This window comes from Fluctibacter halophilus (assembly GCF_020687825.1).
GTDB classification, from domain to species: domain Bacteria; phylum Pseudomonadota; class Gammaproteobacteria; order Enterobacterales; family Alteromonadaceae; genus Fluctibacter; species Fluctibacter halophilus.
Genome location: NZ_JAJEWP010000001.1, coordinates 1 through 25541 on the forward strand (window position 1 = coordinate 1; position 25541 = coordinate 25541).

Annotated in this window: 22 protein-coding genes and 3 tRNA genes; 13 read left to right on the top strand and 12 right to left on the bottom strand. The window is 53.0% G+C overall.

Features of this window, described 5'->3' with window-relative positions; all coding sequences use genetic code 11:
• Nucleotides 1-231: 231 nt before the first annotated feature.
• Nucleotides 232-795: a DUF1415 domain-containing protein gene (locus LJ739_RS00005; RefSeq protein WP_229156548.1), complete on the bottom strand. Its 564-nt coding sequence runs from the start codon at nt 793-795 to the stop codon at nt 232-234.
• Nucleotides 792-1646: a bifunctional methylenetetrahydrofolate dehydrogenase/methenyltetrahydrofolate cyclohydrolase FolD gene (folD, locus tag LJ739_RS00010; RefSeq protein WP_229156549.1), complete on the bottom strand. Its 855-nt coding sequence runs from the start codon at nt 1644-1646 to the stop codon at nt 792-794. Before folD ends, LJ739_RS00005 begins: the two co-directional genes overlap by 4 nt.
• Nucleotides 1647-1798: 152 nt before the next feature.
• On the opposite strand from folD, the gene LJ739_RS00015 reads away from it, so the two are divergent.
• The 10 genes from LJ739_RS00015 to LJ739_RS00060 all read left to right on the top strand — a co-directional run bounded on the left by LJ739_RS00015 (nt 1799) and on the right by LJ739_RS00060 (nt 12029).
• A complete protein-coding gene (locus LJ739_RS00015; protein WP_229156550.1) occupies nt 1799-2452 on the top strand; it encodes a hypothetical protein in 654 nt (217 codons plus the stop codon).
• Nucleotides 2453-2608: 156 nt separating this feature from the next.
• Nucleotides 2609-2685: transfer RNA gene (locus tag LJ739_RS00020), tRNA-Pro, on the top strand.
• 25 nt (nt 2686-2710) lie between these two features.
• Nucleotides 2711-2787: transfer RNA gene (locus LJ739_RS00025), tRNA-Arg, on the top strand.
• Between the two features lie 135 nt (nt 2788-2922).
• Nucleotides 2923-2998, top strand: a tRNA-His gene (locus LJ739_RS00030).
• 588 nt (nt 2999-3586) lie between these two features.
• On the top strand, nt 3587-4897 hold the full coding sequence (gene tig / locus LJ739_RS00035; protein ID WP_229156551.1) for a trigger factor: 1311 nt from the start codon (nt 3587-3589) through the stop codon (nt 4895-4897).
• Nucleotides 4898-4984: 87 nt separating this feature from the next.
• Nucleotides 4985-5614 (top strand): ATP-dependent Clp endopeptidase proteolytic subunit ClpP, encoded by a 630-nt coding sequence (gene clpP / locus LJ739_RS00040; RefSeq protein WP_229156552.1) that lies wholly within the window; start codon nt 4985-4987, stop codon nt 5612-5614.
• 83 nt (nt 5615-5697) lie between these two features.
• Entirely contained in the window at nt 5698-6975 is a 1278-nt protein-coding gene (gene clpX, locus LJ739_RS00045; protein ID WP_229156553.1) for an ATP-dependent protease ATP-binding subunit ClpX, read from the top strand.
• A 103-nt stretch (nt 6976-7078) separates the two neighbouring features.
• On the top strand, nt 7079-9445 hold the full coding sequence (lon, locus tag LJ739_RS00050; RefSeq protein WP_229156554.1) for an endopeptidase La: 2367 nt from the start codon (nt 7079-7081) through the stop codon (nt 9443-9445).
• 238 nt (nt 9446-9683) lie between these two features.
• The gene (hupB, locus tag LJ739_RS00055; protein ID WP_229156555.1) at nt 9684-9956 is read left to right on the top strand and encodes a nucleoid-associated protein HU-beta; all 273 of its coding nucleotides are present in this window, start codon (nt 9684-9686) and stop codon (nt 9954-9956) included.
• A 186-nt stretch (nt 9957-10142) separates the two neighbouring features.
• The gene (locus LJ739_RS00060; RefSeq protein ID WP_229156556.1) at nt 10143-12029 is read left to right on the top strand and encodes a SurA N-terminal domain-containing protein; all 1887 of its coding nucleotides are present in this window, start codon (nt 10143-10145) and stop codon (nt 12027-12029) included.
• A 66-nt stretch (nt 12030-12095) separates the two neighbouring features.
• On the opposite strand, the gene glpK is transcribed toward LJ739_RS00060, so the two are convergent.
• Both glpK and LJ739_RS00070 read right to left on the bottom strand, forming a co-directional pair.
• Nucleotides 12096-13586, bottom strand: a complete 1491-nt coding sequence (glpK, locus tag LJ739_RS00065) for a glycerol kinase GlpK (RefSeq protein ID WP_229156557.1) — start codon at nt 13584-13586, stop codon at nt 12096-12098.
• A gap of 30 nt (nt 13587-13616) precedes the next feature.
• Nucleotides 13617-13790, bottom strand: coding sequence for a hypothetical protein (locus LJ739_RS00070; RefSeq protein ID WP_229156558.1), 174 nt, complete (start codon nt 13788-13790; stop codon nt 13617-13619).
• A gap of 169 nt (nt 13791-13959) precedes the next feature.
• Between LJ739_RS00070 and dapE the strand changes: the two genes are divergently transcribed.
• Nucleotides 13960-15171 carry a succinyl-diaminopimelate desuccinylase gene (gene dapE / locus LJ739_RS00075; RefSeq protein ID WP_229156559.1) on the top strand — a complete coding sequence of 404 codons (1212 nt, stop codon included), beginning with the start codon at nt 13960-13962 and terminating at the stop codon, nt 15169-15171.
• Nucleotides 15172-15183: 12 nt separating this feature from the next.
• Here dapE and LJ739_RS00080 read toward each other — a convergent pair whose 3' ends face one another.
• The 8 genes from LJ739_RS00080 to rpsT form a co-directional block, all read right to left on the bottom strand.
• A complete protein-coding gene (locus LJ739_RS00080; RefSeq protein WP_229156560.1) occupies nt 15184-17133 on the bottom strand; it encodes a hypothetical protein in 1950 nt (649 codons plus the stop codon).
• A gap of 95 nt (nt 17134-17228) precedes the next feature.
• Nucleotides 17229-17750, bottom strand: a complete 522-nt coding sequence (locus LJ739_RS00085) for a hypothetical protein (protein WP_229156561.1) — start codon at nt 17748-17750, stop codon at nt 17229-17231.
• Between the two features lie 102 nt (nt 17751-17852).
• Nucleotides 17853-18275 (bottom strand): thioredoxin TrxC, encoded by a 423-nt coding sequence (gene trxC, locus LJ739_RS00090; RefSeq protein WP_229156562.1) that lies wholly within the window; start codon nt 18273-18275, stop codon nt 17853-17855.
• Between the two features lie 214 nt (nt 18276-18489).
• A complete protein-coding gene (locus LJ739_RS00095) occupies nt 18490-19143 on the bottom strand; it encodes a hypothetical protein (RefSeq protein ID WP_229156563.1) in 654 nt (217 codons plus the stop codon).
• Nucleotides 19144-19484: 341 nt separating this feature from the next.
• Nucleotides 19485-19940, bottom strand: coding sequence for a hypothetical protein (locus tag LJ739_RS00100; protein WP_229156564.1), 456 nt, complete (start codon nt 19938-19940; stop codon nt 19485-19487).
• An 82-nt stretch (nt 19941-20022) separates the two neighbouring features.
• On the bottom strand, nt 20023-21753 hold the full coding sequence (locus LJ739_RS00105) for a GNAT family N-acyltransferase (protein ID WP_229156565.1): 1731 nt from the start codon (nt 21751-21753) through the stop codon (nt 20023-20025).
• Nucleotides 21754-21855: 102 nt separating this feature from the next.
• Complete coding sequence (locus LJ739_RS00110) at nt 21856-22668, bottom strand: UDP-2,3-diacylglucosamine diphosphatase (protein ID WP_267494108.1); 813 nt, start codon at nt 22666-22668, stop codon at nt 21856-21858.
• A gap of 149 nt (nt 22669-22817) precedes the next feature.
• Entirely contained in the window at nt 22818-23081 is a 264-nt protein-coding gene (gene rpsT, locus LJ739_RS00115; protein WP_229156566.1) for a 30S ribosomal protein S20, read from the bottom strand.
• Nucleotides 23082-23324: 243 nt separating this feature from the next.
• Between rpsT and LJ739_RS00120 the strand changes: the two genes are divergently transcribed.
• Nucleotides 23325-23786 carry a CBS domain-containing protein gene (locus LJ739_RS00120; protein ID WP_229156567.1) on the top strand — a complete coding sequence of 154 codons (462 nt, stop codon included), beginning with the start codon at nt 23325-23327 and terminating at the stop codon, nt 23784-23786.
• 82 nt (nt 23787-23868) lie between these two features.
• Nucleotides 23869-25443, top strand: coding sequence for a murein biosynthesis integral membrane protein MurJ (murJ, locus tag LJ739_RS00125; RefSeq protein WP_229156568.1), 1575 nt, complete (start codon nt 23869-23871; stop codon nt 25441-25443).
• Nucleotides 25444-25541 lie beyond the last annotated feature (98 nt).

The following is a 25541-nucleotide window of genomic DNA, read 5'->3' on the forward strand; positions in this document are numbered from 1 at the left end:
TAAAAGACCCCAAATGGAAAGTTGTTATGGTAGCAGCTCAAGAAGCACTAGCAAAAATTGGGTAAAGTCACCTAACAAGGCCATTAAAACGCGGACACACTACAGCAGGCTTGTGCTCCTTCGTCGCTAATTTTAGCCAAGAATTTTTGCGCCAATTAGTAAGGCGTTGAGTGTCTACTCATTGTCTTTAGAAGACCGCCGAAACCGAACAAATCAATGTCCACTACTCGCTCATTGCGCCCGGTTCGGATGGCAGGCATCAATGAGCGCCTGCATGGCCTGGTTGCCACGTTCGCGGGTCAGGGTGACGTTGTTGTGTGGAATGCTGTCCGGGTCCGGATAGCGGGCCAGGACCCGTTCGATGCTGGCTTCCCGGATGAGGTGTAAGACCGGATAGGGCGAACGGTTGGTGTAGTTGGACGGGTCATCCGGCGAAGTCTCTGCGAAGCAGTAGTCCGGGTGGAAACTGGCCAACTGGTAGATCCCCCGGTAACCGCCGTAGTCGAGCATGTGATCGGCCATTGCCAGCAGGTCCAGGTAATCATCAAAATCGCCGAAATCGGTCGGGAAGATCAGCAGTGTGGTTTCGATACTGCTGTCGTTATCAAGCTGCTGACAGGCGTTCAGTAATGCTTCAAGAGCCGCCTGAGAGTCACCGTGCACCACCTGATAGGCGATGGTGTCCCGTTGCACTTCGCGCTTGGCAAACGGGCACAGATTAAGCCCAACCACCACCTCGACAACCCAGTGGCGGGTTGCTTCAATGGCGTTCTGGTCAGTTGCGTGTCCGGTCACGAATGGAATTTAACGTACGCTTCGAGGGTGTTTTCAATCAGGCTGGCCACCGTCATCGGGCCTACGCCACCGGGCACCGGCGTGATCCAGCCGGCTCGCTCACTGGCACTGTCGAACGACACGTCGCCCACCAGACGACCGTCGTTCATGCGGTTAATGCCCACATCGATAACAATGGCGCCGGGCTTGATCCATTCACCGGGAATGAACTCCGCTTTACCCACCGCCACGACCAGCAGGTCGGCCTGTTGTACATGGTGGCGCAAATCACGGGTGAATTTATGGCAGGTGGTCACCGTACATCCGGCCAACAGCAATTCCAGGCCCATCGGGCGACCGACGATGTTCGACGCACCGACAATCACCGCATCCATCCCTTTGATGTGTTTTTTGGTCGATTCGATCAGGGTCATGATCCCTTTCGGCGTACACGGACGAAGGGCAGGGATACGCTGGGCCAGACGGCCAATGTTGTATGGATGGAATCCGTCTACGTCTTTGTGTGGATGGATACGTTCCAGCACCTGTTCGGCATTCAGGCCGGCGGGCAGGGGAAGCTGCACTAAAATACCATCGACTTCATTGTCAGCATTCAGGGTGTCGACCAAATCGAGCAATTCTTGCTGGCTGGTGGTGGGCGGCAAATCGTAAGACTTGGACACGAAACCCACTTCATCACAGGCTTTACGTTTGTTGGCGACATAGACCTGTGATGCGGCATCGCTACCGACCATGATCACGGCCAGACCCGGCGCCCGGCGCCCGGAGCTGACGATGGCTTCAACCTGTGAAGCAACGTGTTGGCGAACATGTTTGGCGATGCGTTTTCCGTCGATGTGTTGTGCTGGCATGTGTATTCGGGGACCCTTGCTGAACTGAGCGCGCATTTTCCCACAGAGTCTCGGGTCGGGCAAACCCCAATCATCGCCAAAGGTGCAAGGCACCGCGTTTCCCGCTACTATTCCGGTTCATTTCCTGTTTTCTAATCCTGAGGAGTCGCCTGGTGACATTGTCATTGGTTGAAGTGTTCGGCTATTGTGCGTCCGCACTGATTGCATATTCACTAACCCGCAGTTCAATCCTCAAACTGCGATGGTTCAACCTGTTCGGTTCATCGTCGTTCTGCATCTACGGCATCATCATCGGCGCGTTTCCGGTGGCGTTGCTGAACGGCTTTATTGCCATGACCAACGTGTTTTTCCTGCGCCGTATTCTGTTGCATGTGGAAGACAATTTTGCCGTGTTGTCGGTCAGACGGCCGTCCAACTATGTGGACTTTTTTCTCGACTACCATCAAAAAGAAATCAATGAGCTGTTTCCGCGTTTTCTGCGTCGTTCCCACGACCAGCACCGTGAATATTTCTTTCTGACCGAAGGCACCGACGTAGTTGGTGTAGTGTCTGGCTACCGGACTGCGGATGAAGGGTTTATTATCGATTTTGATTTTGTGGTGCCGGCCTATCGGGATTTCCGTCTGGGGCGTTTTGTGATTGGCGAAGGCCGTGAAATGGTCAACAAGTTCCATTTTGCTTACCTTGGTGCCAAGGCCGACAGTGTGGAACACGAACGCTATTTGCAAACTCTCGGGTTTGTACCCGGTCCTCGCGGGATCTGGGCATTACCGTCTGACAGTGACGCCGCCAACAAAGGGGCATAACTGGCTTGTGGCGCCGCTCGGCGACGGTTTTTTGCGCGACTTGGTGGAATAATCAGCATTCAAACATTTGCCTGAAAAAAGTGTTTGACGAGGGTAGGGCAAGTGGGTAATATGCGCCCCCCGTAGCGGCAGAGAAGTTAGCCACTACGACAGCGTCGGTGAGTAGCGCAGCTTGGTAGCGCACTTGGTTTGGGTCCAAGGGGTCGCAGGTTCAAATCCTGTCTCACCGACCACTTTTTATCCTAGCAGATTCGTAGAGCGCCCGTAGCTCAGCTGGATAGAGCAACGGCCTTCTAAGCCGTGGGTCGCAGGTTCGAGTCCTGCCGGGCGTGCCATTCGCAGTGCCGGCGGAACAGAATCCGATTCAGCAGTTACGCCAACGTCACTGCAGACTGCGAAGATAAAAAGATCAGCTATACTGGCATCCTGTCAGGTTAGCCAAGACACACCAAAGCCGTCAGGCACCTATGGTGGGCGTAGCTCAGTTGGTAGAGCCCCGGATTGTGATTCCGGTTGTCGTGGGTTCAAATCCCATCGTCCACCCCATTTTCTTCCCCTGATACATATTTCACTACTGCTTTAATTATCAGACTATCCGCAGATCTGGGCGTTGAACCGTGGGTTCACAATATCGTACGGACAATGTCAAGAACGATATTGAACAGCCGCAGGCTGGCCCGAAGGGCGAGGTACAGGACGTACTGAGTAAATCCCATCGTCCACCCCATTTTCTCTTCAAAGTGCATTTTTCAAATACTCAATGACTGTCAGGTTGTCAGATGATCTGGGCGTTGAGTCGTGGGTTCACAATATCGTTCGGCGGTGTTTTTTCCTTTCAGAAGGGATTTTTTGACGCCAAATCCAACAGTTAACCGAACCTGTGGTGAAAATTGCAGGGGCTTTATCCACAAATCCCGCTGAAACGCACATTTTTTGTCGCTTTGTGTCTCGACTCGCCGGTTCGGTTCCACTATAATGCTGCGTCTTTTTAACCGGTGCTGGTGACAGAAGTTGGACGTTGAAGGTCAACTTGGTTACGAACGGGATGGCGCTGCTATCGTATTTCATCCCGCAAGAACATAGCCCGTTGAGTAACATAAGAAACGCGCCGTGAGCGCAAGTTGAGGTAGAAGAATGCAAGTTTCAGTAGAGACGACTCAAGGTTTAGAACGCCGTCTTACTATCACCGTTCCAGCAGATTCCATCGATTCTGCAGTTAAATCCCGTTTGCAGCAATTGGCCAAGACCCAGCGCATCAACGGTTTCCGTCCTGGTAAAGTGCCTGTTTCTGTACTGCAGAAGCGTTACGGTCAAGCCGTTCGCCAGGAAGTTGCTGGTGAAGCGATGCAACGCAATTTCTATGAAGCCGTGATGCAGGAAAAACTGAACCCTGCCGGTATGCCGACGTTCGAACTGAAAAACGACAAGCACGGTGAAGATCTGGAATTCGTGGCTTCTTTCGAAGTTTACCCGGAGCCAGAAGTAAAAGATCTGGACAAGATCAAGATTGAAAAGCCAGTGGTAGAAATCCAGGACAAAGATCTGGATGCCATGATGGAAACGTTGCAGAAGCAACACGCCACCTGGAAAGAAGTGAAGCGTAAAGCCAAGAAAGATGACCGCGTAACCATCAGTTTCGTGGGTTCTATCGACGGTGAAGAGTTTGATGGCGGTAAAGCCGATGACTTCCCGCTGGAGCTGGGCAAAGGCCGCATGATCCCTGGTTTTGAAAAGCCGCTGGTAGGCGCTAAAGCCGGTGAAGAAGTGGTTGCTGAAGTGACTTTCCCTGAAGACTATCACGCTGAAGCCCTGAAAGGTAAAGACGCCAAATTCGACATCAAAGTGACCAAGGTTGAAGGCCTGAGCCTGCCGAAGGTTGATGAAGAGTTCGCGAAGCTGTTTGGTATCGAAGACGGCAACGTTGACGCACTGAAAGACGAAGTGCGTAAGAACATGCAGCGCGAATTGGATCAGACCCTGAAAGCCAAGCTGAAAGAAGACGTGATTGCAGGTCTGCTTGAAAAGAATGAGGTTGATCTGCCTCAAGCGCTGATCGACCAGGAAATTGAAGCCCTGCGTCAGCAAGCGAAACAGCGTTTCAGCCAGCAAGCCGGTGGTAACACTGCCAACATGCCTGAGCTGCCGAACGAACTGTTTGCTGATAATGCTAAGCGTCGCGTTTCCGTTGGCGTATTGCTGGGCGAAGTGATCAAGAAGAACGATCTGAAAGTGGAAGACGAGCGTGTAGAAGCCCTGATTGAAAGCATGGCTTCTGCTTACGAAGATCCACAAGAAGTGATCGAGTACTACAAATCCAATGAAGAACTGATGCAACAAATGCGCAATGTAGCGCTGGAAGAGCAGGCGGTTGATTGGATTGCTTCTCAGGCGAAAGTCAAAGAAGTGAAGAAAGCCTTTGATGAGATCATGAACAAACAGGCGTAATTTGCCGACTATGAATTGACTTATCAGGTCATAGACTGATTAAATGCTCGGTACTTACCGAGCATTTTTTTTTGTGGTATCCCGAATATGATGAATTCCGCTTTTTCCCCTCAGAACGCATTGGTCCCCATGGTGGTTGAGCAAACCGCCAAAGGCGAGCGCTCTTATGACATTTATTCCCGCCTGCTGAAAGAAAACGTGATTTTCCTGGTTGGCCAGGTTGAAGATCACATGGCCAACTTGATCGTGGCACAAATGTTGTTTCTTGAGGCTGAGAACCCGGAAAAAGACATCTTCCTGTACATCAACTCGCCGGGTGGCTCGGTGACGGCGGGTATGGCGATCTATGACACCATGCAGTTCATTAAGCCCGATGTCAGCACTGTTTGTGTAGGGCAGGCGGCCAGTATGGGCGCGTTCCTGCTGTCTGGTGGCGCCAAAGGCAAGCGCTATTGCCTGCCGAACTCCCGTGTGATGATCCATCAGCCGTTGGGCGGCTTCCAGGGACAGGCATCCGATTTTGAAATCCATGCCCGTGAAATCCTGTCTATTAAGGAAAAGCTCAACCGTATGTTGGCCGAACACACTGGCCAACCTTATGAAAAAGTCGCCCAAGATACCGACAGAGATAACTTTCTGAGTGCAACAGAAGCCAAAGAATATGGTCTAATCGATCAGGTTCTTGCCAACCGCGCGGATGCTTTGGCGACGAATTAATTTGAGAAGTTGGCCTTTTGGGTTAAAACTGATAATGACCACGGGAACAAAGCCGTGGTCCGGGTTTGAAAGAGGCAAGTTAAATGAGTGATAAGCAAGGCGGCGAAGGCGACAACAAATTACTGTATTGCTCTTTTTGCGGCAAGAGCCAGCATGAAGTGCGTAAGTTGATCGCGGGACCGTCCGTATTTATCTGCGATGAGTGCGTTGACCTGTGTAACGACATCATTCGCGAAGAAGTGAAAGAAATCGCCCCGAAGAAGAAACAGGATGCCCTGCCCAAGCCGCAGGAAATCCATCAGCACCTCGACGATTATGTGATCGGCCAGGAGCATGCCAAGAAAGTTTTGTCGGTGGCGGTGTATAACCACTACAAACGGTTACGCAACGGCGACGTGCACGACGGCGTTGAGCTGGGCAAGAGTAACATCCTGCTGATCGGTCCTACCGGTAGCGGTAAAACCCTGCTGGCCGAAACCCTGGCCCGTTTGCTCGATGTCCCGTTCACCATGGCCGATGCGACCACCCTGACCGAAGCCGGTTATGTGGGTGAAGACGTCGAAAACATCATCCAGAAATTGCTGCAAAAATGCGATTACGATGTTGAGAAGGCCCAGCGTGGTATCGTCTACATTGATGAAATTGACAAGATTTCCCGTAAGTCAGACAACCCATCAATAACCCGTGACGTCTCCGGTGAGGGTGTTCAGCAAGCGTTGCTGAAACTGATTGAAGGAACCATCGCGTCAGTTCCACCACAAGGTGGGCGTAAGCATCCGCAACAGGAATTCCTGCAGGTCGATACCTCCAAGATCCTGTTTATCTGTGGCGGTGCATTTGCCGGTCTCGACAAGGTCATTGAGCAACGCGCACAAACCGGTACCGGTATTGGTTTCGGTGCGCAGGTTAAAGACACCAAGGACAAGCAGGCGATCAGCTCGCTGTTCAAAAAAGTCGAGCCTGAGGATCTGGTCAAATACGGTCTTATCCCTGAGTTTATTGGCCGCTTGCCAGTGGTCACCAGTCTCGAGGAACTGAACGAAGATGCGTTGATCCAAATCCTGCGTGAACCGAAGAACGCGTTAACCAAACAATATGGGGCGTTGTTCGCGATGGAAGATACGGAACTGGAGTTCCGTGATGATGCCCTTCACGCGATCGCTAAAAAGGCCATGGAGCGCAAAACCGGTGCCCGTGGACTGCGCTCGATTGTCGAAGCAGTACTGCTCGACACCATGTATGAGCTGCCTTCATTGACCGATGTCAGCAAAGTGGTGATTGACGAGACTGTGATCAAAGGGGAGTCCAACCCCATTCTGATCTACGACAACAGCACCGATAAAAAAGCAGCATCTGAGTAACACAATGAAAAGGCCCGTCTCGGGCCTTTTTCATTTTTTGTTTGAACTTTGGCTGCCTATCCCCATATACATTATCTATTACACATTGCAGTAGAGAGATAGCATGACAACACAGCATGCCGAGCGCATAGAAATGCCGGTTTTGGCTTTACGGGATGTCGTGGTTTATCCCCACATGGTGATCCCTTTGTTCGTGGGCCGCGAGAAATCCATTCGCTGCCTGGAAGCCGCCATGGAAAAAGACAAACAGATTTTCCTGGTTGCCCAGAAAGATGCGGGGGTGGATGAGCCGGATACCGAAGACATGTATACCGTCGGTACCATAGCCACCATCCTGCAATTGCTAAAGCTGCCAGACGGTACGGTCAAAGTACTGGTTGAAGGTAGCGTCCGTGGCCAGATCCAAACCTACTTGCAAAAAGACGAATTCTTCGTTGCCGAAGTGCTGCGCCAGGAAGACGAGCCGTTGGGTGAAGCGGAGCAGGAAGTCTTGGTACGTTCTGCCATTTCCCAGTTCGAAGGCTACGTCAAACTGAACAAGAAGATCCCGCCGGAAGTACTGACGTCGCTGAACGGTATTGAAGACGCCGCGCGTCTGGCAGACACCATGGCTGCCCACATGCCGTTGAAACTGGCTGAAAAGCAGAAAGTGCTTGAAATGGCCAGTATCAATGAGCGGCTGGAATACCTGATGGCGCTGATGGAAAGCGAAATCGATTTGCTGCAGGTGGAAAAGAAAATCCGTACCCGCGTGAAAAAGCAGATGGAAAAGAGCCAGCGCGAGTACTACCTGAATGAGCAAATGAAAGCGATTCAGAAAGAGCTCGGCGAACTGGACGACGCGCCCGATGAGTTCGAGGCGCTGAGCAAGAAGATCGACGACGCAAAAATGCCGCAGGAAGCCAAGGATAAAGCCACCGCTGAATTGCAGAAGCTGAAGATGATGTCACCGATGTCGGCAGAAGCCACGGTGGTGCGCAGTTACATCGACTGGCTGACCAATGTGCCCTGGCATAAACGCAGCGCGGTGAAAAAAGACCTGGCCAAAGCCGAAGACATTCTGAATGCCGATCATTACGGGCTTGAGAAAGTCAAAGAACGCATTGTTGAATACCTGGCCGTGCAGCAGCGGGTCAGAAAACTCAAAGGCCCGATTTTGTGCCTGGTAGGGCCGCCTGGGGTGGGTAAAACATCCCTGGGTCAGTCCATCGCCAAGGCCACCGGGCGTAAGTATGTCCGTATGGCACTGGGTGGCGTGCGTGATGAAGCTGAGATCCGTGGTCATCGCCGTACCTACATTGGCTCGATGCCCGGTAAGCTGGTGCAGAACATGGCCAAGGTCGGGGTGCGAAACCCACTGTTCCTGCTGGATGAAATCGACAAAATGTCCTCTGATATGCGCGGTGATCCGGCGTCTGCCTTGCTGGAAGTACTGGACCCGGAGCAGAACAGCAGTTTCAGTGACCACTACCTTGAAGTGGACTACGACTTGTCAGATGTGATGTTTGTGGCAACGTCCAACAGCATGAACATTCCCGGACCTTTGCTGGATCGGATGGAAGTGATCCGTCTGTCGGGTTACACCGAAGATGAAAAACTCAACATTGCCACCCGTCACTTGATCAGCAAGCAGATGTCCCGCAATGGTCTCAAAGACGGCGAACTGGTGATTGAAGAGTCTGCCATCATCGGCATTATCCGTTACTACACCCGCGAGGCGGGCGTTCGGAGTCTGGAGCGTGAAATCTCCAAGATTTGTCGTAAAGCGGTTAAAAATATTCTGCTGAGCCCTGATACCAAAAAAGTCACCGTGAATCAGGACAACCTGAAAGATTATCTCGGTGTTCAACGGTTTGATTACGGCAAGGCCGACAAGGACAACCAGATTGGCCAGGTGACCGGTTTGGCATGGACGCAGGTTGGCGGAGACTTGCTGACCATCGAAACCACAGCGGTGGTGGGTAAAGGCAAGACCACCTTTACCGGCTCTCTTGGCGATGTGATGCAGGAGTCGATTCAGACCGCGATGACCGTGGTGCGTAGTCGGGCTGAAAAACTGCGCATCAATGCGGATTTTTATGAGAAGCGCGACATCCACGTGCACGTACCGGAAGGGGCAACCCCGAAAGACGGTCCGAGCGCCGGTATCGCCATGTGTACCGCGCTGGTATCAACCCTGACCGGCAACCCGGTGAAATGTGATGTTGCCATGACCGGTGAAATTACCTTGCGCGGTGAAGTGCTGGCGATTGGCGGACTGAAAGAGAAGTTGCTCGCGGCCCACCGTGGCGGGATCAAAACCGTGGTGATCCCGAAAGACAATGAACGGGACCTGGAAGAGATCCCGGACAATGTTAAACAGGATCTGGCCATCCATCCGGTACAGTGGATTGATGAGGTGCTGGAGATCGCGTTACAGGAAAATCCTGAGGGTTTCGAACCTGTTAGCGTCAAGAAGAAGAAAAAATAGCCGGAAACGGCTATTTTTTTGCGTTTTTTTGGTCGTAGAGGCTTCCCAACGGGAAAAGTTGTGGTAGCCTGTTACACAGATTCGCTTCAGGCCTTGTCACAAAAGGGATGGAGGCGATTCACCAAAGGTTAAATAATTGTAAATAATGGCTTGAAGTTACAATTCAGGCTTGTTATAACGTTTCCGCAACGCAGATTTTGCGGAACTACATATAATAACAATTGAAGGGGATCTTATTGTGAACAAGTCTCAACTCATCGATACCATTGCTGCAGGTGCAGACATTTCTAAAGCGGCTGCAGGCCGTGCACTTGACGCTTTCACCGATGCAGTGACTGATGCACTGAAAAAGGGTGATCAAGTAGCACTGGTTGGTTTCGGTACTTTCGCTGTTCGTGAGCGTTCAGCTCGCAGCGGTCGTAACCCTCAAACCGGTGAGACTATCCAAATCGCAGCGGCTAAAGTGCCTTCATTCAAAGCTGGTAAAGCTCTGAAAGACGCTTGCAACTAAGCAACACCAAGTTTGCAAAAAAAAGGCGATGAGAAATCATCGCCTTTTTGTTATCTGGCGTTAGCGAAACGACGCCGCCGACCGTATCTCAACTGGTATTGTCTTGGGTAACTGGGCTATAATCGCGCCTCTCAAGACACATACTCTGTGTTGTTTTGAACGGTTCTACGGAGTGTAAAGACAAAGATGTTGGAAAGAATTAGAGAAGGGTCCCAGGGCGTTTGGGCCATGGTGATCCTGGGTCTGGTGATCCTGAGCTTCGTGTTCGCAGGGATTGGTGGCTATATCAGTTCGTCTACCGATGCACCGGCGGCAGAAGTCAACGGCGACACTATCAGCAAAGCAACGCTGGAACGTGCCTATGAAAACGAGCGCGCGCGCATGGAAAGCCAATACGGTGAAGCCTTTGTGGCAATGCTGTCTGATGCCGCCTACCTGCGCGATTTTCGGCAGAACATTCTGAATCGTCTGATTGGCGAAAAGCTGATTGATCAGGCCGCGGCAGACATGGGCTTACGTGTCAGCGATGTGCAATTGAAGGATGCCATCCGTAACATGCAGGAATTCCAGGTCGGTGGTCAGTTCAACAATGATCGCTATCAGGCATTGTTGCGTCAGGCCGGCTATCAGCCCAATACCTTCCGCGATTACATGCGCACCCAGATGACCCGCCAGCAATTGACTGCAGCCATGTTTGGCAGTGCGTTCAGCTTGCCGGTTGAAGCGGAACAGATTTTTGCCCTGCAGCAGCAAACCCGTGACGCCCGTTACGCGGTTGTTCCTTCTGCGCAATTTGAAGCCGGTGTGGCATTGAGTGATGAAGACATCAATACCTACTACCAGGCGAACCTGGCTCAATACGATACCGAAGAACAGGTAAAAGTGGCCTACGTGACCCTGGACGCGAAAGATCTGGAAGCAGATATTGCACCGACAGAAGAAGAATTGCAGGCCTATTATCAGCGCACCATCAGCGAGTACCGTACGCCGGAAGAGCGTCGTGCATCGCACATTCTGATTGAGTTCGGTGATGACCAGGATGCGGCCAAAGCTAAAGCAGACGCCCTGTTGGTTCAACTTAACGAAGGTGCTGATTTTGCCGAGCTGGCAGCGGCGGAATCGACCGATGCGTTCTCGGCTGAGAATGGTGGAGATCTGGATTGGTTTGGTCGCGGCATTATGGATCCTGCGTTTGAGGACGCGGCATTCGGTCTGGCCAATGTTGGCGACATGAGCGGTGTGGTGGAAAGCGAGTTTGGTTACCACATCATTCTGTTGACTGACGTCAAACCTGAGCAAACGGAAGCATTTGAGAACGTGCGTGAGGACCTGGTCGTTAAGCTGACGGAAGAGCAGGCGCTGGATAAATTCTACGAAGTTCAGGAGCGCATGGCGCAACTGGCCTTTGAGGTACCAGACACCTTGGTTGACATGGAGTCAGAGCTGGGCCTGACCGTGCAGCAGACCGAACTGTTTACCCGCAATACCGCCCCTGCGCCACTGGATAGTCCGCAGGCGCTGGCAACCGCGTTCAGTGCGGATACCATCGACAGCGGCATGAATACTGATCTGGTGGAATTCGGTGAGCATCAGGTGATGGTAATGCGTGTGGTTGAACATGAGCCTGCCCGCACCCAGTCACTGGACGAAGTGAAACAGGACATCGTTGCTGCCCTGACCCAGCAAAAGGCCCAACAAGCGGCCAAAGACTGGGCCATGAGCGTGTTGGCTGATGTGGTTGCAGGAACTGACGTGACCGCTACCCTGGCTGAGAAAGATGCCGCCTGGGAAGAGAAAGCGGCAGTGCAACGTTTTGATGCGACCCTGGCCCGCAACATTATCGACAAGCTGTTCGCATTGGCGCCTGAAGGCGAAGATAAAGCGGGCGTTGTCAGTCTGGATAATGGTGATGTTGCACTGGTAGAGCTGACCGGTGTGAATCACGGCGAGGCTGCAGAACCCGCAGCGCTGGCTTCCATTCAGGAGCGTATGGCGACGAATGCAGGTCAGCAACAATATGCGGCACTGATTGAAGCATTGCGCAGTGAAGCAGACATCAAGCTGTTTCAATAACTGATCAGTACGAAATAAAAAAGGAGCCTGAGGGCTCCTTTTTTTATGCGCTACATTCATCGGCTGCTAGTCGCTGCCGACCTTGATCCGGTCGATGGCCTGTCGCCAGCCATCATAGGCTTTTTCCCGCGCTTGCTCAGACAGACGGGGTTCAAAGGTTTGTCCTTGTTGCCAGCGCTCAGCAATTTCCTCGAGGGTGTTAAACACACCGGCCTGTAAGGCTGCCAGGTAGGCCACACCCAACGCGGTGGTTTCACTGGTCTGGCTACGCTGTACCTGGATACCCAGTGTATCGGCCAGGTAGGCCATTACCCATTGATTGTTGCTCATGCCGCCATCGACCCGCAGGCAACTGGCCAGCAGGCCGTCAGCGTTCATGGCTTCGAGTAAATCACGGGTTTGATAGCACACCGATTGTAACCCGGCGGCGACGATTTCATTGATGCCGGTATCCCGGGTCAGTCCCAGCAGTGCGCCACGGGCGTCGGGATCCCAGTAAGGCGCACCAAGCCCGGTAAAAGCCGGCACCAGATACACGTTGCTTTCGGTATTGGCCGCTTTGGCCAATGCTTCGCTTTGTTCCGCCGAGGCGATCAGCTTCAGGCCATCACGCAGCCATTGCACTGTCGCACCCGCCATAAAGATACTGCCTTCCAGCGCGTAGGTGGGCTTGCCGTTCAGACGGTATCCCAACGTGGTGAGCAGACGGTGCTGGGACTGCACCGGTTGATCGCCGGTGTTGGCAATCATAAAGCAGCCTGTGCCGTAGGTGCTCTTGACCATGCCGGGAGAAAAACATGCCTGGCCGACCAGTGCTGCTTGTTGATCACCGGCCATTGCCTGTACCGGAATGGCCGCACCGAACCAGTGCGGCGCAATCTGTCCAAATTCGGCGGCGTTGTCGAGGACGTCAGGCAGCAGGCTGGCGGGAATATCAAATTCAGACAGAATGCGTGGATCCCAGCATTGTTGGTGCAGGTTAAACAACATGGTCCGGGAGGCATTGGTGGCATCTGTGGCGTGGCGTTTGCCGTCGGTCAGGCGCCACAACAGGTAGGTATCCACCGTACCAAAGGCCAGTTCACCCCGTTCGGCGCGAGTCCGTGCGCCGTCGACATTGTCCAGGATCCAGCGAATTTTGGTGGCTGAAAAGTAAGGGTCCAACAACAGACCGGTGGCCTGTTGTACATAGTGAACAAATTCCTCATCGGTGCTGTAGGCATGACACATGTCACTGGTGCGTCGGTCCTGCCACACGATGGCGGGATAAACAGCCTCGCCGGTGGCGCGGTCCCAGATCAGGGTGGTTTCCCGCTGATTGGTGATGCCTGTACTGATGATGCGGGTTGCATCAATGCCGGTTTGCTCAATGACCTGTTTGACCGTGTTGTACACACTGTCCCAAATCTGCTCAGGCTGATGTTCTACCCAGCCATCATGGGGAAAGTGTTGGGGGAATTCCTGCTGGGCTGAACCCAGGCACTCTCCGGTGGTTGAAAACAGGATGGCACGGGAACTGGTGGTGCCCTGGTCAATGGCGAGGATACAATCAGACACGCTGCGCTCCCGTGTTTAATGCGTGATGGTTCATAGTCGGGTCAGCCACAGCATGATTGTGTAAAACGCGGCAATCACCGCCGAAAAAATCAGAATATAGGTGTAGCCTTGTTTGCCCTGGGACAGGGAATATCCATTGGCTTTCAGATAGCCGGTCCACAGCAGACACAAGGCCAGTGGCAACATGAACAGCAGTTTAATCATGGCCGTTGGCACTCCTTGGTATTTTTCTTTAGGCTAGCCAATTTTACCCCATATGTCATGACGTTCCGTATCAAAATAAGTGCACGATGTCTTTGATTTGTCGTTGTTTTGACATTGTTTTGTCATTCTCGGTGTGTGCAATAGCACAAACCACCGCTGGGGATAAATCATGACCACAACCCTTGCTTCGCACCACGGAATCCTTTATTCACCCAACCCTGCAGGGCAGCATATCCCGATCCACGGGCGCAGTGTGGCCTATACCCAGGCGTTGATCCGCAAGCCGTCGGTGACGCCCGAGGATGGAGGCTGTCAGGTCTGGCTGGCGGAAAAGCTGTCTGCGCTGGGGTTTGAGTGTCACGCCTTCGTTGACAATGGCGTACGAAACCTGATTGCCAGTATTGGTCAGGGCGGTCGGGCATTCGGGTTTGCCGGACATACGGACGTGGTTCCCCCTGGCCCTGAGAACCGCTGGATGGCACCGCCGTTTGCGGCAACGATGATCAATGATGAGATTATCGGACGGGGCGCGTCGGACATGAAATCCGGGCTGGCCTGCATGCTGGCAGCCACCGAGCGGTTTATTCAACAGCACGGCGTACCCAAGCAGCGCTTCCTGTGGCTGGTAACCAGTGATGAAGAGGGGGAAGCAGAGTACGGTAGTCAGTCTATCGTCCGTTACCTGCAACAACAGGGGATCAGGTTGGACAGTTGTCTGGTCGGGGAGCCCACCGCCAGCTCAGAAACCGGTGACACCATTAAAGTGGGTCGCCGAGGTGCCCTGACCGGGCGTATTCAGTTGCGCGGCAAAGCCGGTCATGTGGCGTATCCGAAGCAAACCGTGAATGCGATTCACCGCGCCTCGGCGGTGATTGACGGGATCCTCGCCTTACCCTGGGACGAGGGCAGTGATGATTTTCCCGGTACTACCGTGCAGATCACCCATGTAGATTCTGGCAGCTATACCGACAATATCGTTCCCGCCGGCTGCGACGTCGCATTCAACGTGCGCTACAGTGACCGCTTCAGTGGCGAACAGGTGGTCGCCATGATTGAAACCGTGATTGCGCACGTCGCGCCCGACAGTACCCTGCACTGGGAACGCCCTTGTGAGCCATACATCAACAACGACAACAGCGCCGGGGGCCTGATCAGCGCGGTTGAGCGGGCGGTTCACGCCAACACCGGACGCTATCCGCTGCTGTCGACATCCGGTGGCACGTCTGACGGACGTTTCTTTGCCGGGATGGGGGCCAAAGTGGTGGAACTGGGCGTGCCCAACGCCACCATTCATCAGCTCAATGAGCGGGTGCACGTATCGGATTTGGTCACGCTGGAAAATATCTATACCGATCTGTTGTGTGAGCAGTTGGGCAGTTAATTCTTATTGTTTTTATTGTGGTAGGCCAAACAAGACATCCGTCGGTTTACGACGCTTTTCTTGCGGGTCTGGTTCAAGGTGAATTGGCCGCTCTACCACCGGCGCGCAATGCTGGATGCTCGCCGGATCAGGGTGTTGGTTTTTATCATCGGAAATCTGCCAGGTGACCGGTAACCAGTAGTTCAACGCGCCAAAATCGCCGTGCTTTCTCGGCAGTGACGGCTCAACTCCGTTTGGCCATTGTTCGATGTCATGAAAGGCTTTCAGAGTGACATTGCCATTAACGCCGTCGAAGGCCTGCAAAATGGCAGGCAATGAAGATTGAACATTGATTTCTGCACCGAACGTACGCTTAAGGTGGTGTTCGGGTTCGTCATGGTATTTGTCAATCGACACCAGCAGCGAACCTGACGGCGCAAGGCCAAACGCGTAAAACTCTGCCACTTCGGACACCCGGTTCAGGGTCAGGTTGTAGAAGTTGATGCGGTGTTTGGCACGCAGGATATCCGGGACTATGGCCAGGGTTTCCTGGGTACTGGCTGCGGCGGCCATAAACACAATGTCTTTGAGCATGTCGGACTGACGCCATTGCTGTTGGTATTTTTCCAGCAGATTGTTGATGGCGATAGTGCCCATACTGTGACCCACCAGGGTGATTTGCAAATCCAGTTCTGGCATGGCCTGCTTGAGGGCAAACAGGCTTTCAAAGAATGAGCCGAGTGAACTGCCGATACCGTCTTTGTAGCCTTTTCCGAACCGTTCTTCCAGGCGTGTGTCGGAATCACCGGTCGGGTCGAACATGTTTCTGGCCCGTCGCTTCATCACCTTCCAGGCGTTGCCGGCAATGGTGCCGTTCCACAAACTGCCAATCACATACCGCAGCGGCGAGACCACGGTAAACACCGAGGTTTTGGCATAATGTCCCAAAGAGCCGTAACGATAGACCGAACGGTTGATGTCGATGTGGGCCGGGGGCTTATCGGTGCTATCACCTTTCAGGTCAATACGCTTGTACGCGAACCTGTTTGGGAGGGCTTCTGTATGATCCTCAGTATTGTCACGATGGCATTGCAGGCTGTCGAACTGGTTGTAGGCCTCTGTCCACGAGCTCGATAACAGCAGCCCGCCTCGGGAGGCAAAGCGATCTTTGTCATTGGTGAACTGGTAGTAAACATTGGAGGGAAACTCGCCAATGGATGTGATCAAATCTTCCAGCAGTACTACCGGCGAAGACAGCCAGCCAAATACCGGGCGGGGGCGGCGCCCTTCGCGCAACCCGGTCAGGTGCTCCCAGTAAGTGCCGGATGGATTTGACGGCCAGGATACGTAGACGGGGTATTGCCAGTCGTCTGTGACGGCGTGCTGTTCGAGGAGCGGTGAACCAAGGGGCAGCCCTGCTTTGATGTATTCCAGTTGGGTTTCCATGCGCTGATCGGTGGCGGCATAGGTGTTCAGTCCGCCGTGGAAGTAAATCATAAACTTGACCGGTCGCTTGCCGTCAATAAAGGCGGTTTTCATCGCCTCGTGAGCCTGTTCTAAACCGTTGTTGGTCGAGGTATTGCCCTGCGCGTCTGGCGTTTTTACAACGGCATCCATGTACATCTGGGCCGCGGTCATGCATTGCTGTGTCGATGTTTCGTCGTGTGCATCATCGGCAGCGCTGCTGTCACCCTTGCTCTCCGTGTTTTTGCAGGACAGCTTAAAGGCTTGCAAAAAGATGGTTTTGTAGCGCGCTTGCACCTCTTCTAGTGTCAGGTGCTTGTGTATGTCTCTGAACAGCGGTGACTCTCTGACAATCTCATTCTCGACCAGATAACCGTGGCGGGATACCCGTAATATGTGCTGTCTGGATTTTTCAGCGTAGTTGTCGTAGTGGGGAGATTGACCTTTAACCGGGGTATAAGCGCAGCCGCTGAGCCAGGCTGTCGTCGCCAGTAGCACGAACATGATCCCTGTTTTCACTGCGAACATCCTGTTTTGTGGTTTTAGTAACCATAGAGCAGGATGTTCGCCTTGGCAAACCGGCACCGTCCGGGACAAACCGGTGCCGAATGTGTTTACTCGTCGTCGACCATTTCGCTGCGAGGGATCACGATCCAGCCGTCGATAAACAGGGTTTTTGGACGTCGGGCGTTGTAGATGATGCCACTGTCAAAGTGTTCGCGCACAGCCTGGTGGGTCAGGAACAGGGGATCTTTGCGGTAATAGTTGCGCAGGGTGATGGCCTTGTCGAATTTGGCATGTTCGCGCGGCGACACCGCCGTGGAGTGGGCAATATTGCCGACTTTCAGCCATACGCCAGCGTCAGTGACCTTAGTGACCTTCATCGGGATAAAGCGATGTTTGGCATCAGAGTCAGGGTTGAGGGCAAAGTAATCGGCGTAGAAAAAGTCACTTTGGCGTGGATTATCGATGATATTCGCCACCATGGCGTCTTCCCGCTGGGCATAAAACGGGTAGGCGATCAGGAAGGTCAGTAACAGGATGACTTCAATGTGTTCCCACAGCACCGTGCGTACCTGATCAAAAGAAACAAACCCGGCATTCTGGCCCGGAAACGAAGCATGTGCGATGGTCATTGAAGTTCCTTTATTTTATCCAGTTCAACATGATTCACCCTAGTGTCCGCCGATCAACCACGCAACCGTACAGGTGCGAACGGCGGGTGTCATGGGGTGGTTTTACAGGTGCTGCGATAGCCACTGCTGAAACTGAGCGCCCGGCAGAGCGCCTGCCACACGGTCGACTTCCCGACCTTGTTTAAACACCATCAGCGTGGGGATGGAGCGGATCCCAAACCGGGCCGCAGTCTGCTGGCACGCTTCGGTGTCGACCTTGAGAAACCGAGCGCGGGTATGCATGGCCCGGGCAGTGGCTTCATAGGTTGGCGCAAACTGCACACAGGGACCACACCAGGACGCCCAGAAATCCACCACCACCGGCAAGTCGGAACGCTCAATGTGGCGGGCAAAGCTGTCATCACTGGCACTGATGGGCGCTGCGGGCAACAGTGCCTGTTTGCATTTACCACACACCGGCGCGTCATTCAGACGTTGCTCTGGCACACGGTTGGTGGCTAGGCATTGGGGGCAGACAATGTTCATGGCGATTCCTTATTGAAGGCCTATTGCCACTATCCTAGGGGGAATTGTGGGTGGAGGCAATGTGCCAGTAGTGGACGCTGATTGGCTCAGTATCGAACGGTTGCCTTGATTGAACAGCTGGTTTTTAATGCCGCAATGAGCGACAAGAATGTCCAACGGAGGCACCGAAAGAGCCGGAGTGATGCACGATTGCCTTGTTATGCGATTTCAATTGTTAAGCTTGCTCATCGAATCTAATAGTTTCTAAGATGCTTTTATCTTTGGCAATGTAGTTCAAAACATTACTCGATTCCCACCGAATTCGACCGATTCTACCATTAAAAAAGAATTCATCTGGCTCTTCAGAAAGAACTGTATTTTTATAGATTTCTTTGCCTGACTTATCAGTGACGATGATGTCTAGTCTAAATGCTTCCGCAGTATGCTCTGCATTTAGGCTTGCAACCATACTGCGGTTTGGATTGTTTTTCCGACTTACTTCATATGAGTTTAAAAACCTTTCTTCTATGACACTAGATCTTGCCTTTTCAAATGGCTCTTTCGCCCAGCCATTAGCCTCACACAAACTCAATAGGGAGTTATAAAGCTTAGATAATAGCAGCTCCTTTTTTTCAATGGGATTGAGTTTCCTGAAGGAGTCAAAATCAAATGACTGGTAGTATTTAAGGACAGAGCTACTTGTTTCGAGCGTCCCATCTCTAGGGTCTCCTTCACTCAGCTTAACAACTACCCTATAAACACTTTCCGTTTCTAAGCCTTTAAAATGCCTTTCAAAATGTGCGCAAACACACCTACTTTCGAGTGTGAAAGCTCTCGAATCATCTAACTCTAACTTATATGCCCAAAGATCAAATTCTTTAAGTTTCAAGATTTCCTCTCAATAGCACAATGCATGATTTCGCATAACAATTTAATAGTGCGCAATTTGCGCGTTTTTCTACCACAAGCTTGCGCGTATATGTCCTCTGACCATTGATATCAGGTCTCTGGAAAGCTTGTCAGTGCAGCGATGCAACAAGCAGTACAGATGACGCCCTGAACGAAAACGACCTGTTTGCTCGTTTTCCTGAATATGGGAGCAATGTCCGTTTCAACGCAAGACAAATGGCCAGGTTGATAACGGTTTAAGGTCCACTAATCGCTCTAAGCCCCCCTAACACCTGGGAGTGGAAATCAGGCGTAAAAAAAAGCGGCGTAGGGCCGCTTTTTCTATTTTTCGTCATCGTCGTCTTTTTTGTCTTTACGCTTGTCTTTGTCTTTATTTTTATCTTTATATTTGTGTTTGTCTTTCTTGTGCTCTGCCTTGCGAGCTTCACGGTTCATTTCCCGCTCGGCTTTATCCCGTTCCCGATCTGCTTTGCGGGCTTCGCGGTTCATTTCCCGTTCGGCTTTGTCCCGTTCCTGGTCGGCTTTACGGGCTTCGCGGTCCATTTCCCGTTCGGCTTTGTCCCGTTCCTGGTCCGCCTTGCGGGCTTCGCGGTTCATTTCCCGCTCGGCTTTGTCCCGTTCCAGATCCACTTTACGGGCTTCACGGGCCATTTCCCGCTCTTTTTTGAGCGCTTCCCGTTCTGCTTCGGTGCGTTCTTCATTGGTGACCTGCGCCTGTGCAGTGAAGACGGCACTGATCAGCAGGCCCAGTAACATCGTTCGGCGTGTATTTTTCATTATGTGTCCCTTTGTGTTTACCGATTAACGTTTACTAGCATAGCAGGCAATCTGGAAAATTCGGTAAATCAATCGGGGCGCGTCAGGCGCGCTGGCGCTGTTGGTTGTCTGTCGGCTCTGGCATGTAACGGGCTCGCTTCTTGGCTTTGAGGCGCGTCACGTCTGCCAGGATCAGGCCATCCACACAATGGCTGAAATCCGGGTCAATGTTAAAACTCAGGAATTGCACCCCATCGGGTTCGAGGGTTTCGGTGTACTGCTTGTACAGCGTCGGTACCGCCACACCCATGTTGGCAAGCAAGTGTTTGAGCTTGCTGAAATCGGCTTTGTAATCGTCGCCACAGAAGGCGTCGGCCAGACCGGCAGGGAGATCGTAGGGAAGCTTGGCCTTGACCCACTGTTCATCGTTGCCAAAGTAGGTGCTGTAGAACAGCACCAGCAAATCTTTGGCCGCCTTGGGGTAGGCATCACTGAGACTGACGGCGCCGAACAAATAACGGTAGTGGGGGTGGCGTTGTAAGAAGGCACCAATCCCATACCACAGGTAATCCAGGCTGCGTTTGCCCCAATAGCGGGGTTGCACAAAACTGCGTCCCAATTCGAGGCCCTGCGACAGGTATTCATCCATCTCAGGGCCATAGTCAAACAGGGTGGCGGAATACAGGCCATCCAGCCCCTTGGTTTTGATCAACTGATCGGCCGCACCGAACCGGTAGGCGCCGGCAATTTCCAGGTCGTCCCGATCCCACAGGATCAGGTGGATATAATCATTGTCGTATTTATCGATATCGCGGCGCTGGTTGCTGCCTTCGCCCACCGCCCGGAAGGCCACTTCACGCAGACGGCCAATCTCTCGCATGATCGGCGAGCTGCCCCGGTGGTGATACAAATAAATCTGTTTACCGTCGCCGGTTTCACCGAGCAATTCGCAATGTTGTTTGATGGCACGGGACAGTTCTTTGCGATCTTCGGGCAGGGCAATGGCGCTCTGGGTTTTGAAGATGCCGGTTTTGCCCGCACCGACCATGTACAAATGGCGTTTGAATAACTTCAGTAGCTGCTTGGGCGCCACTTTGGTTTGGTTATAGGCGGTAAAAGGGATCAACTCACCGATGCGCATCGGCAGATGCTTGCGTCGTTGTTTGAACATTTCCTTGACCAGCAACAGGGTCGCCAGGGGTTTGTACAGCATCGACACGCCGTAGAACAGCGGCGAGTTTTTGGCATCGATAAACACCGGCAAAATCGGTGCCTGGCTTTGCCGGGCAATGCGCAGAAAGCCACTGCGCCAGGCGGTATCGCGTACACCCTGAGGACGCAACCGGGACACTTCGCCGGCGGGGAAAATCAGTACCGCTCCTTCGTTGTCGAGGTGCTTCTGAATGTTCAGCAGGTGTTCTTTGGGGGTGCCACCCTGCATGTTATTCACCGGTAACAACAACTCGTGCAGCGGCGTCAGGGTCATCAGCATCTGATTGGCCACTACCTTGATGTCATGACGCACTTCACTGACCAGCTTTATCAGGGCCAGCGCATCCAGTGAACCAATCGGATGGTTGGCAATGATCACCACCCGACCTTCGCTGGGAATGCGTTCCTTCTCGACGTCCCGTACCGAATAACTGATGTTGAAGTAGGCAAGGACCTGCTCAATAAAATCCAACCCGGTGTGGTGGGGGTAGTTCTCGCCGAATTCGACAATCTCCCGCTCATGCAACAGGTGCCTGAGAACAAAACTTAAAGGACGGTGCAGCCAGGGATGGGTTTCGATGTGCGGGTAATGCTTCGCGAGGACGTCATTCACGGTAAACATAGGCGCTCTTTTTATCGTTGCTGTTATCCCCGTCAGGTTAGGTGGAGTATGTGACACTTTGGTGTGGGCGGGATGTCACTTTCATGACACCCGCACGGGTTATCAGGCCGCCTGAGGTTTTCCGACGTTGCACCCTGAAGACGGTTCGGTATGCAGATCAATCACTTCACCGCGGCCCTGCTGGGAGGTCCAGCGCAACAATTGCAGGTTGCCCTGATGGTCTTCGGTTAATGCCGAGCAATTCTCAATCCAGTCGCCATCGTTGAAATAGGTCAGGCCATCGATGTGGAGGATTTCCGGGTGGTGTATGTGACCACACACTACGCCGTCAAGCCCCAGTGTACGTGCTCTGTCAATGCAAGCCTGGCGGTAACGGGCAATCGCCTTCGCGGCCCCTTTGATATGTCCCTTAATGTAGCCAGCCAATGACCAGTAGGGGCGGCCGCGGGCCGTTTGCAGGCGATTGTACCAGCGGTTCAGGAACAGCAGCAGGTCATAGCCCTTGTCGCCAATCCAGGCGTGTATCCGGCCAAAGCACACTTCCTCATCAAACTGATCACCGTGCAGCACCAGCAGGCGTTTGCCCTGGGCCGTGACGTGAATGTGTTCGCGCTTGACGGTTACGTTGCTGAAGGCCATGCCGTCGTATTTCTGCAGCGGCGCGTCGTGGTTGCCCGGCAGGTAAACGATTCGGGTGCCCTGTTGCGACAGGGTCATCAATCGGTGCAATACCTGATTGTGGCTGTCTGGCCAATGCATGCGGTTCTGCATCGCCCACATATCGATGATGTCACCGACCAAATACAGGGTGTCGATATGGGTATGGCTGAGGAAGTTGAGCAGGTAATCGGCTTTGCAGTCTTTATTGCCCAGATGGATGTCCGACAACCAGACGGTTTTGTAGTGTGTGCCCATAATGTGTCCATTGCATTGTTGCTGGCTTATGGGCTTACAAGGTTAGGTTGTCAGTTTGACGAGGAGATGACGGTCCATTGACCGTGAGATGACAAATCGCAGGCACAAAAAAAGCGCCAGCGGCGCTTTTCTTTTAAAGCAAGCAGCGATTAAGCGATTGCTTTAATTTGAGCTGACAGGCGGCTCTTATGGCGTGCTGCTTTGTTCTTGTGGATCAGGCCACGAGTAGCCATACGATCCAGAACAGGAGTAGCAACGCTAAACGCTTCCTGAGCTGCTTCTTTGTCGCCAGCCTTGATCGCAGCGTTTACCTTTTTCAGGTAAGTACGCATCATCGAACGACGGCTCGCATTGTGCTGACGGCGCTTTTCAGCCTGGATAGCACGTTTCTTAGCAGACTTAATGTTAGCCAAGGTAAACTCCCAAAAAAATTTACGTCAAAATTCAAGGGTGCGGATTGTGCCTAGTTACAGGCCAATTGTCAAACAGTTTTGGGCGATAATTACCCGTTTTTTGAAAATAAACCCTGCACGCGGAATCAGGCTTTGCAGTGGATCAAAGCCGGGTCGTTTATCCTTTGCGTGTCGGCGGCCTGGGGTTAAAGTATATACTGAATAGGCTATGCTTAGCGATGTAAACGAAGGGAGAGATTGTGTATGGCGCAAGCGCGGACTGACGTACCGACCCAGGTGTCGGACATCATGACTCGACGATTGGTAAAACTGACCGCTCAGGCCAGCCTGGCGGATGCGCACCAGATTACCCGAGAGAAAGGCATTCGCCATTTGCCGGTGGTGGACCCGCTGACCGGCAAGGTGTTGGCCATCGTCACCCAGAAAAGCCTGGTGGCGAAAGTGATCAGCCTGTTGTCCTTATACGGCAGCGAAGCGCTGGCCGAGCATGAACAGGACACCAGTATCCTGGAAGTGGCGGTGAAAGACTTCGACACTGCCCAGGCCGATGATCCGCTGATTGAAGTGGCGCCGTTTTTTCTGCGCAACAAGCACGGCTGTCTGCCGGTGGTCGATGACAAAGGCAGTTTGATTGGGATGGTGACGTCGTCAGACTTTGTCAAATTGTCAGCCCAGTTACTGGAGCATATCGGCGACCAGAATTAGCGCCTATTTTTACCCTCAGGCGTAGACGCCGACCAGAGGCGTCGCGCATAATGGAACCCTTTGTGGTTAAAGGGTCTTTAGGGTGTCAGGGAAACTCCTAAAATCAGGCATCATTGTCAGCACCATGACATTGTTGTCGCGTGTGCTGGGCTTGCTGCGTGATGTGGTGGTGGCCAATTTGATGGGCGCCGGTGCGGCGGCCGATGTGTTCTTTTTTGCCAACAAGATCCCCAATTTTCTGCGCCGCCTGTTTGCCGAGGGCGCGTTCGCCCAGGCGTTTATTCCTGTTTTAAGTGAAGTCAAACACCAGGGCGAGTTCAGTGATTTGCGCCTGTTTATCGCCCGCGTGGCGGGTAGCCTTGGGGTAATTGTCACACTGGTGACCCTGGTCGGCGTGATTGGCTCGCCGTTGCTGGCGGCCTTGTTCGGTACCGGTTGGTTTGTGGAATATCTCAACGACGGACCAGGGGCGGACAAATACCTGCTGGCCAGCAGCATGCTCAAAATCACTTTTCCGTACCTGTTGTTTGTATCCCTGACCGGCTTGTCCGGCGCTATCCTCAATACCTTAAACCGCTTCGCCGTCGCGGCATTCACGCCGGTATTGCTGAACGTGGCCATTATCGGCTGCGCCATCTGGCTGGCACCGCAGTTCGAGCAGCCTGCCTTTGCACTGGCGTGGGGCGTGTTTCTGGGCGGCGTGCTGCAGTTGGTGTTCCAGTTACCGTTTCTGTACCGGGCAGGTGTGCTGGTTAAGCCCCAGTGGGGCTGGCGCGACCCGCAGGTGCAAAAAGTTCGCAAGCTGATGATCCCGGCGCTGTTCGGTGTCTCCGTTGGTCAGCTTAACCTGCTGTTTGACACCCTGATCGCAAGCTTTCTGATGACCGGCTCAATCAGCTGGTTGTATTATTCTGACCGCCTGCTGGAGTTTCCGCTGGGATTGTTCGGCATTGCCATCGCCACGGTGATCCTGCCCACCTTGTCCAGCAACCATGTGACCAAGGACGACGCCGCGTTTGCCGGCAATATGGATTGGGCGGTTAAAATGGTCTGCATCTTAGGCATTCCTGCCGCCACCGGGTTGGCGGTGTTGGCCGAACCCATGCTGTTAACCATTTTCCAGCGTGGTGCATTCACACCACAGGATGCAACGATGGCTTCTTACAGCCTGATTGCGTATTCCACCGGTTTGCTCAGCTTCATGCTGGTGAAAGTGTTGGCGCCGGGCTTTTTCTCACGTCAGGACACCAAAACGCCGGTCAAATTTGGGATCTGGTGTATGGCCGCCAATATGGTGTTTAACCTGGTACTGGCGATCCCGTTTGGTTACGTGGGGCTGGCCACTGCAACGGCGATGTCTTCCAGCCTCAATGCCTTATTGCTGTACATTACCCTGCATCGCCAGGGCGTCTACCGGGTGTCGAATCACACCCTGAGTCTGGTACTTCGTATCGTGCTGGCCAGCGTTGCCATGGCGGCGACGCTGTTGTATCTGACCCCGCCCATTGCCGATTGGCTGAGCCGCTCGCTGGCGGACAAAGCGCTGCTGTTGGGCGGGCTGATTGGCGTTGGTGGACTCACCTTTTTTGTTGTACTGCTGATCCTGGGTGTCAGGCCTCGCGACTATCGGGGTCATGTAGACGTGCGCGGGGCTTAAAAATCGGGGCATTGAAGGGGGGGCGTCCCTTTCTTTCAGCCGCCAATTGGTTATAATCCCCGCTTTTGGATCTGTCCAATAATCTGTTCGGCCATTTC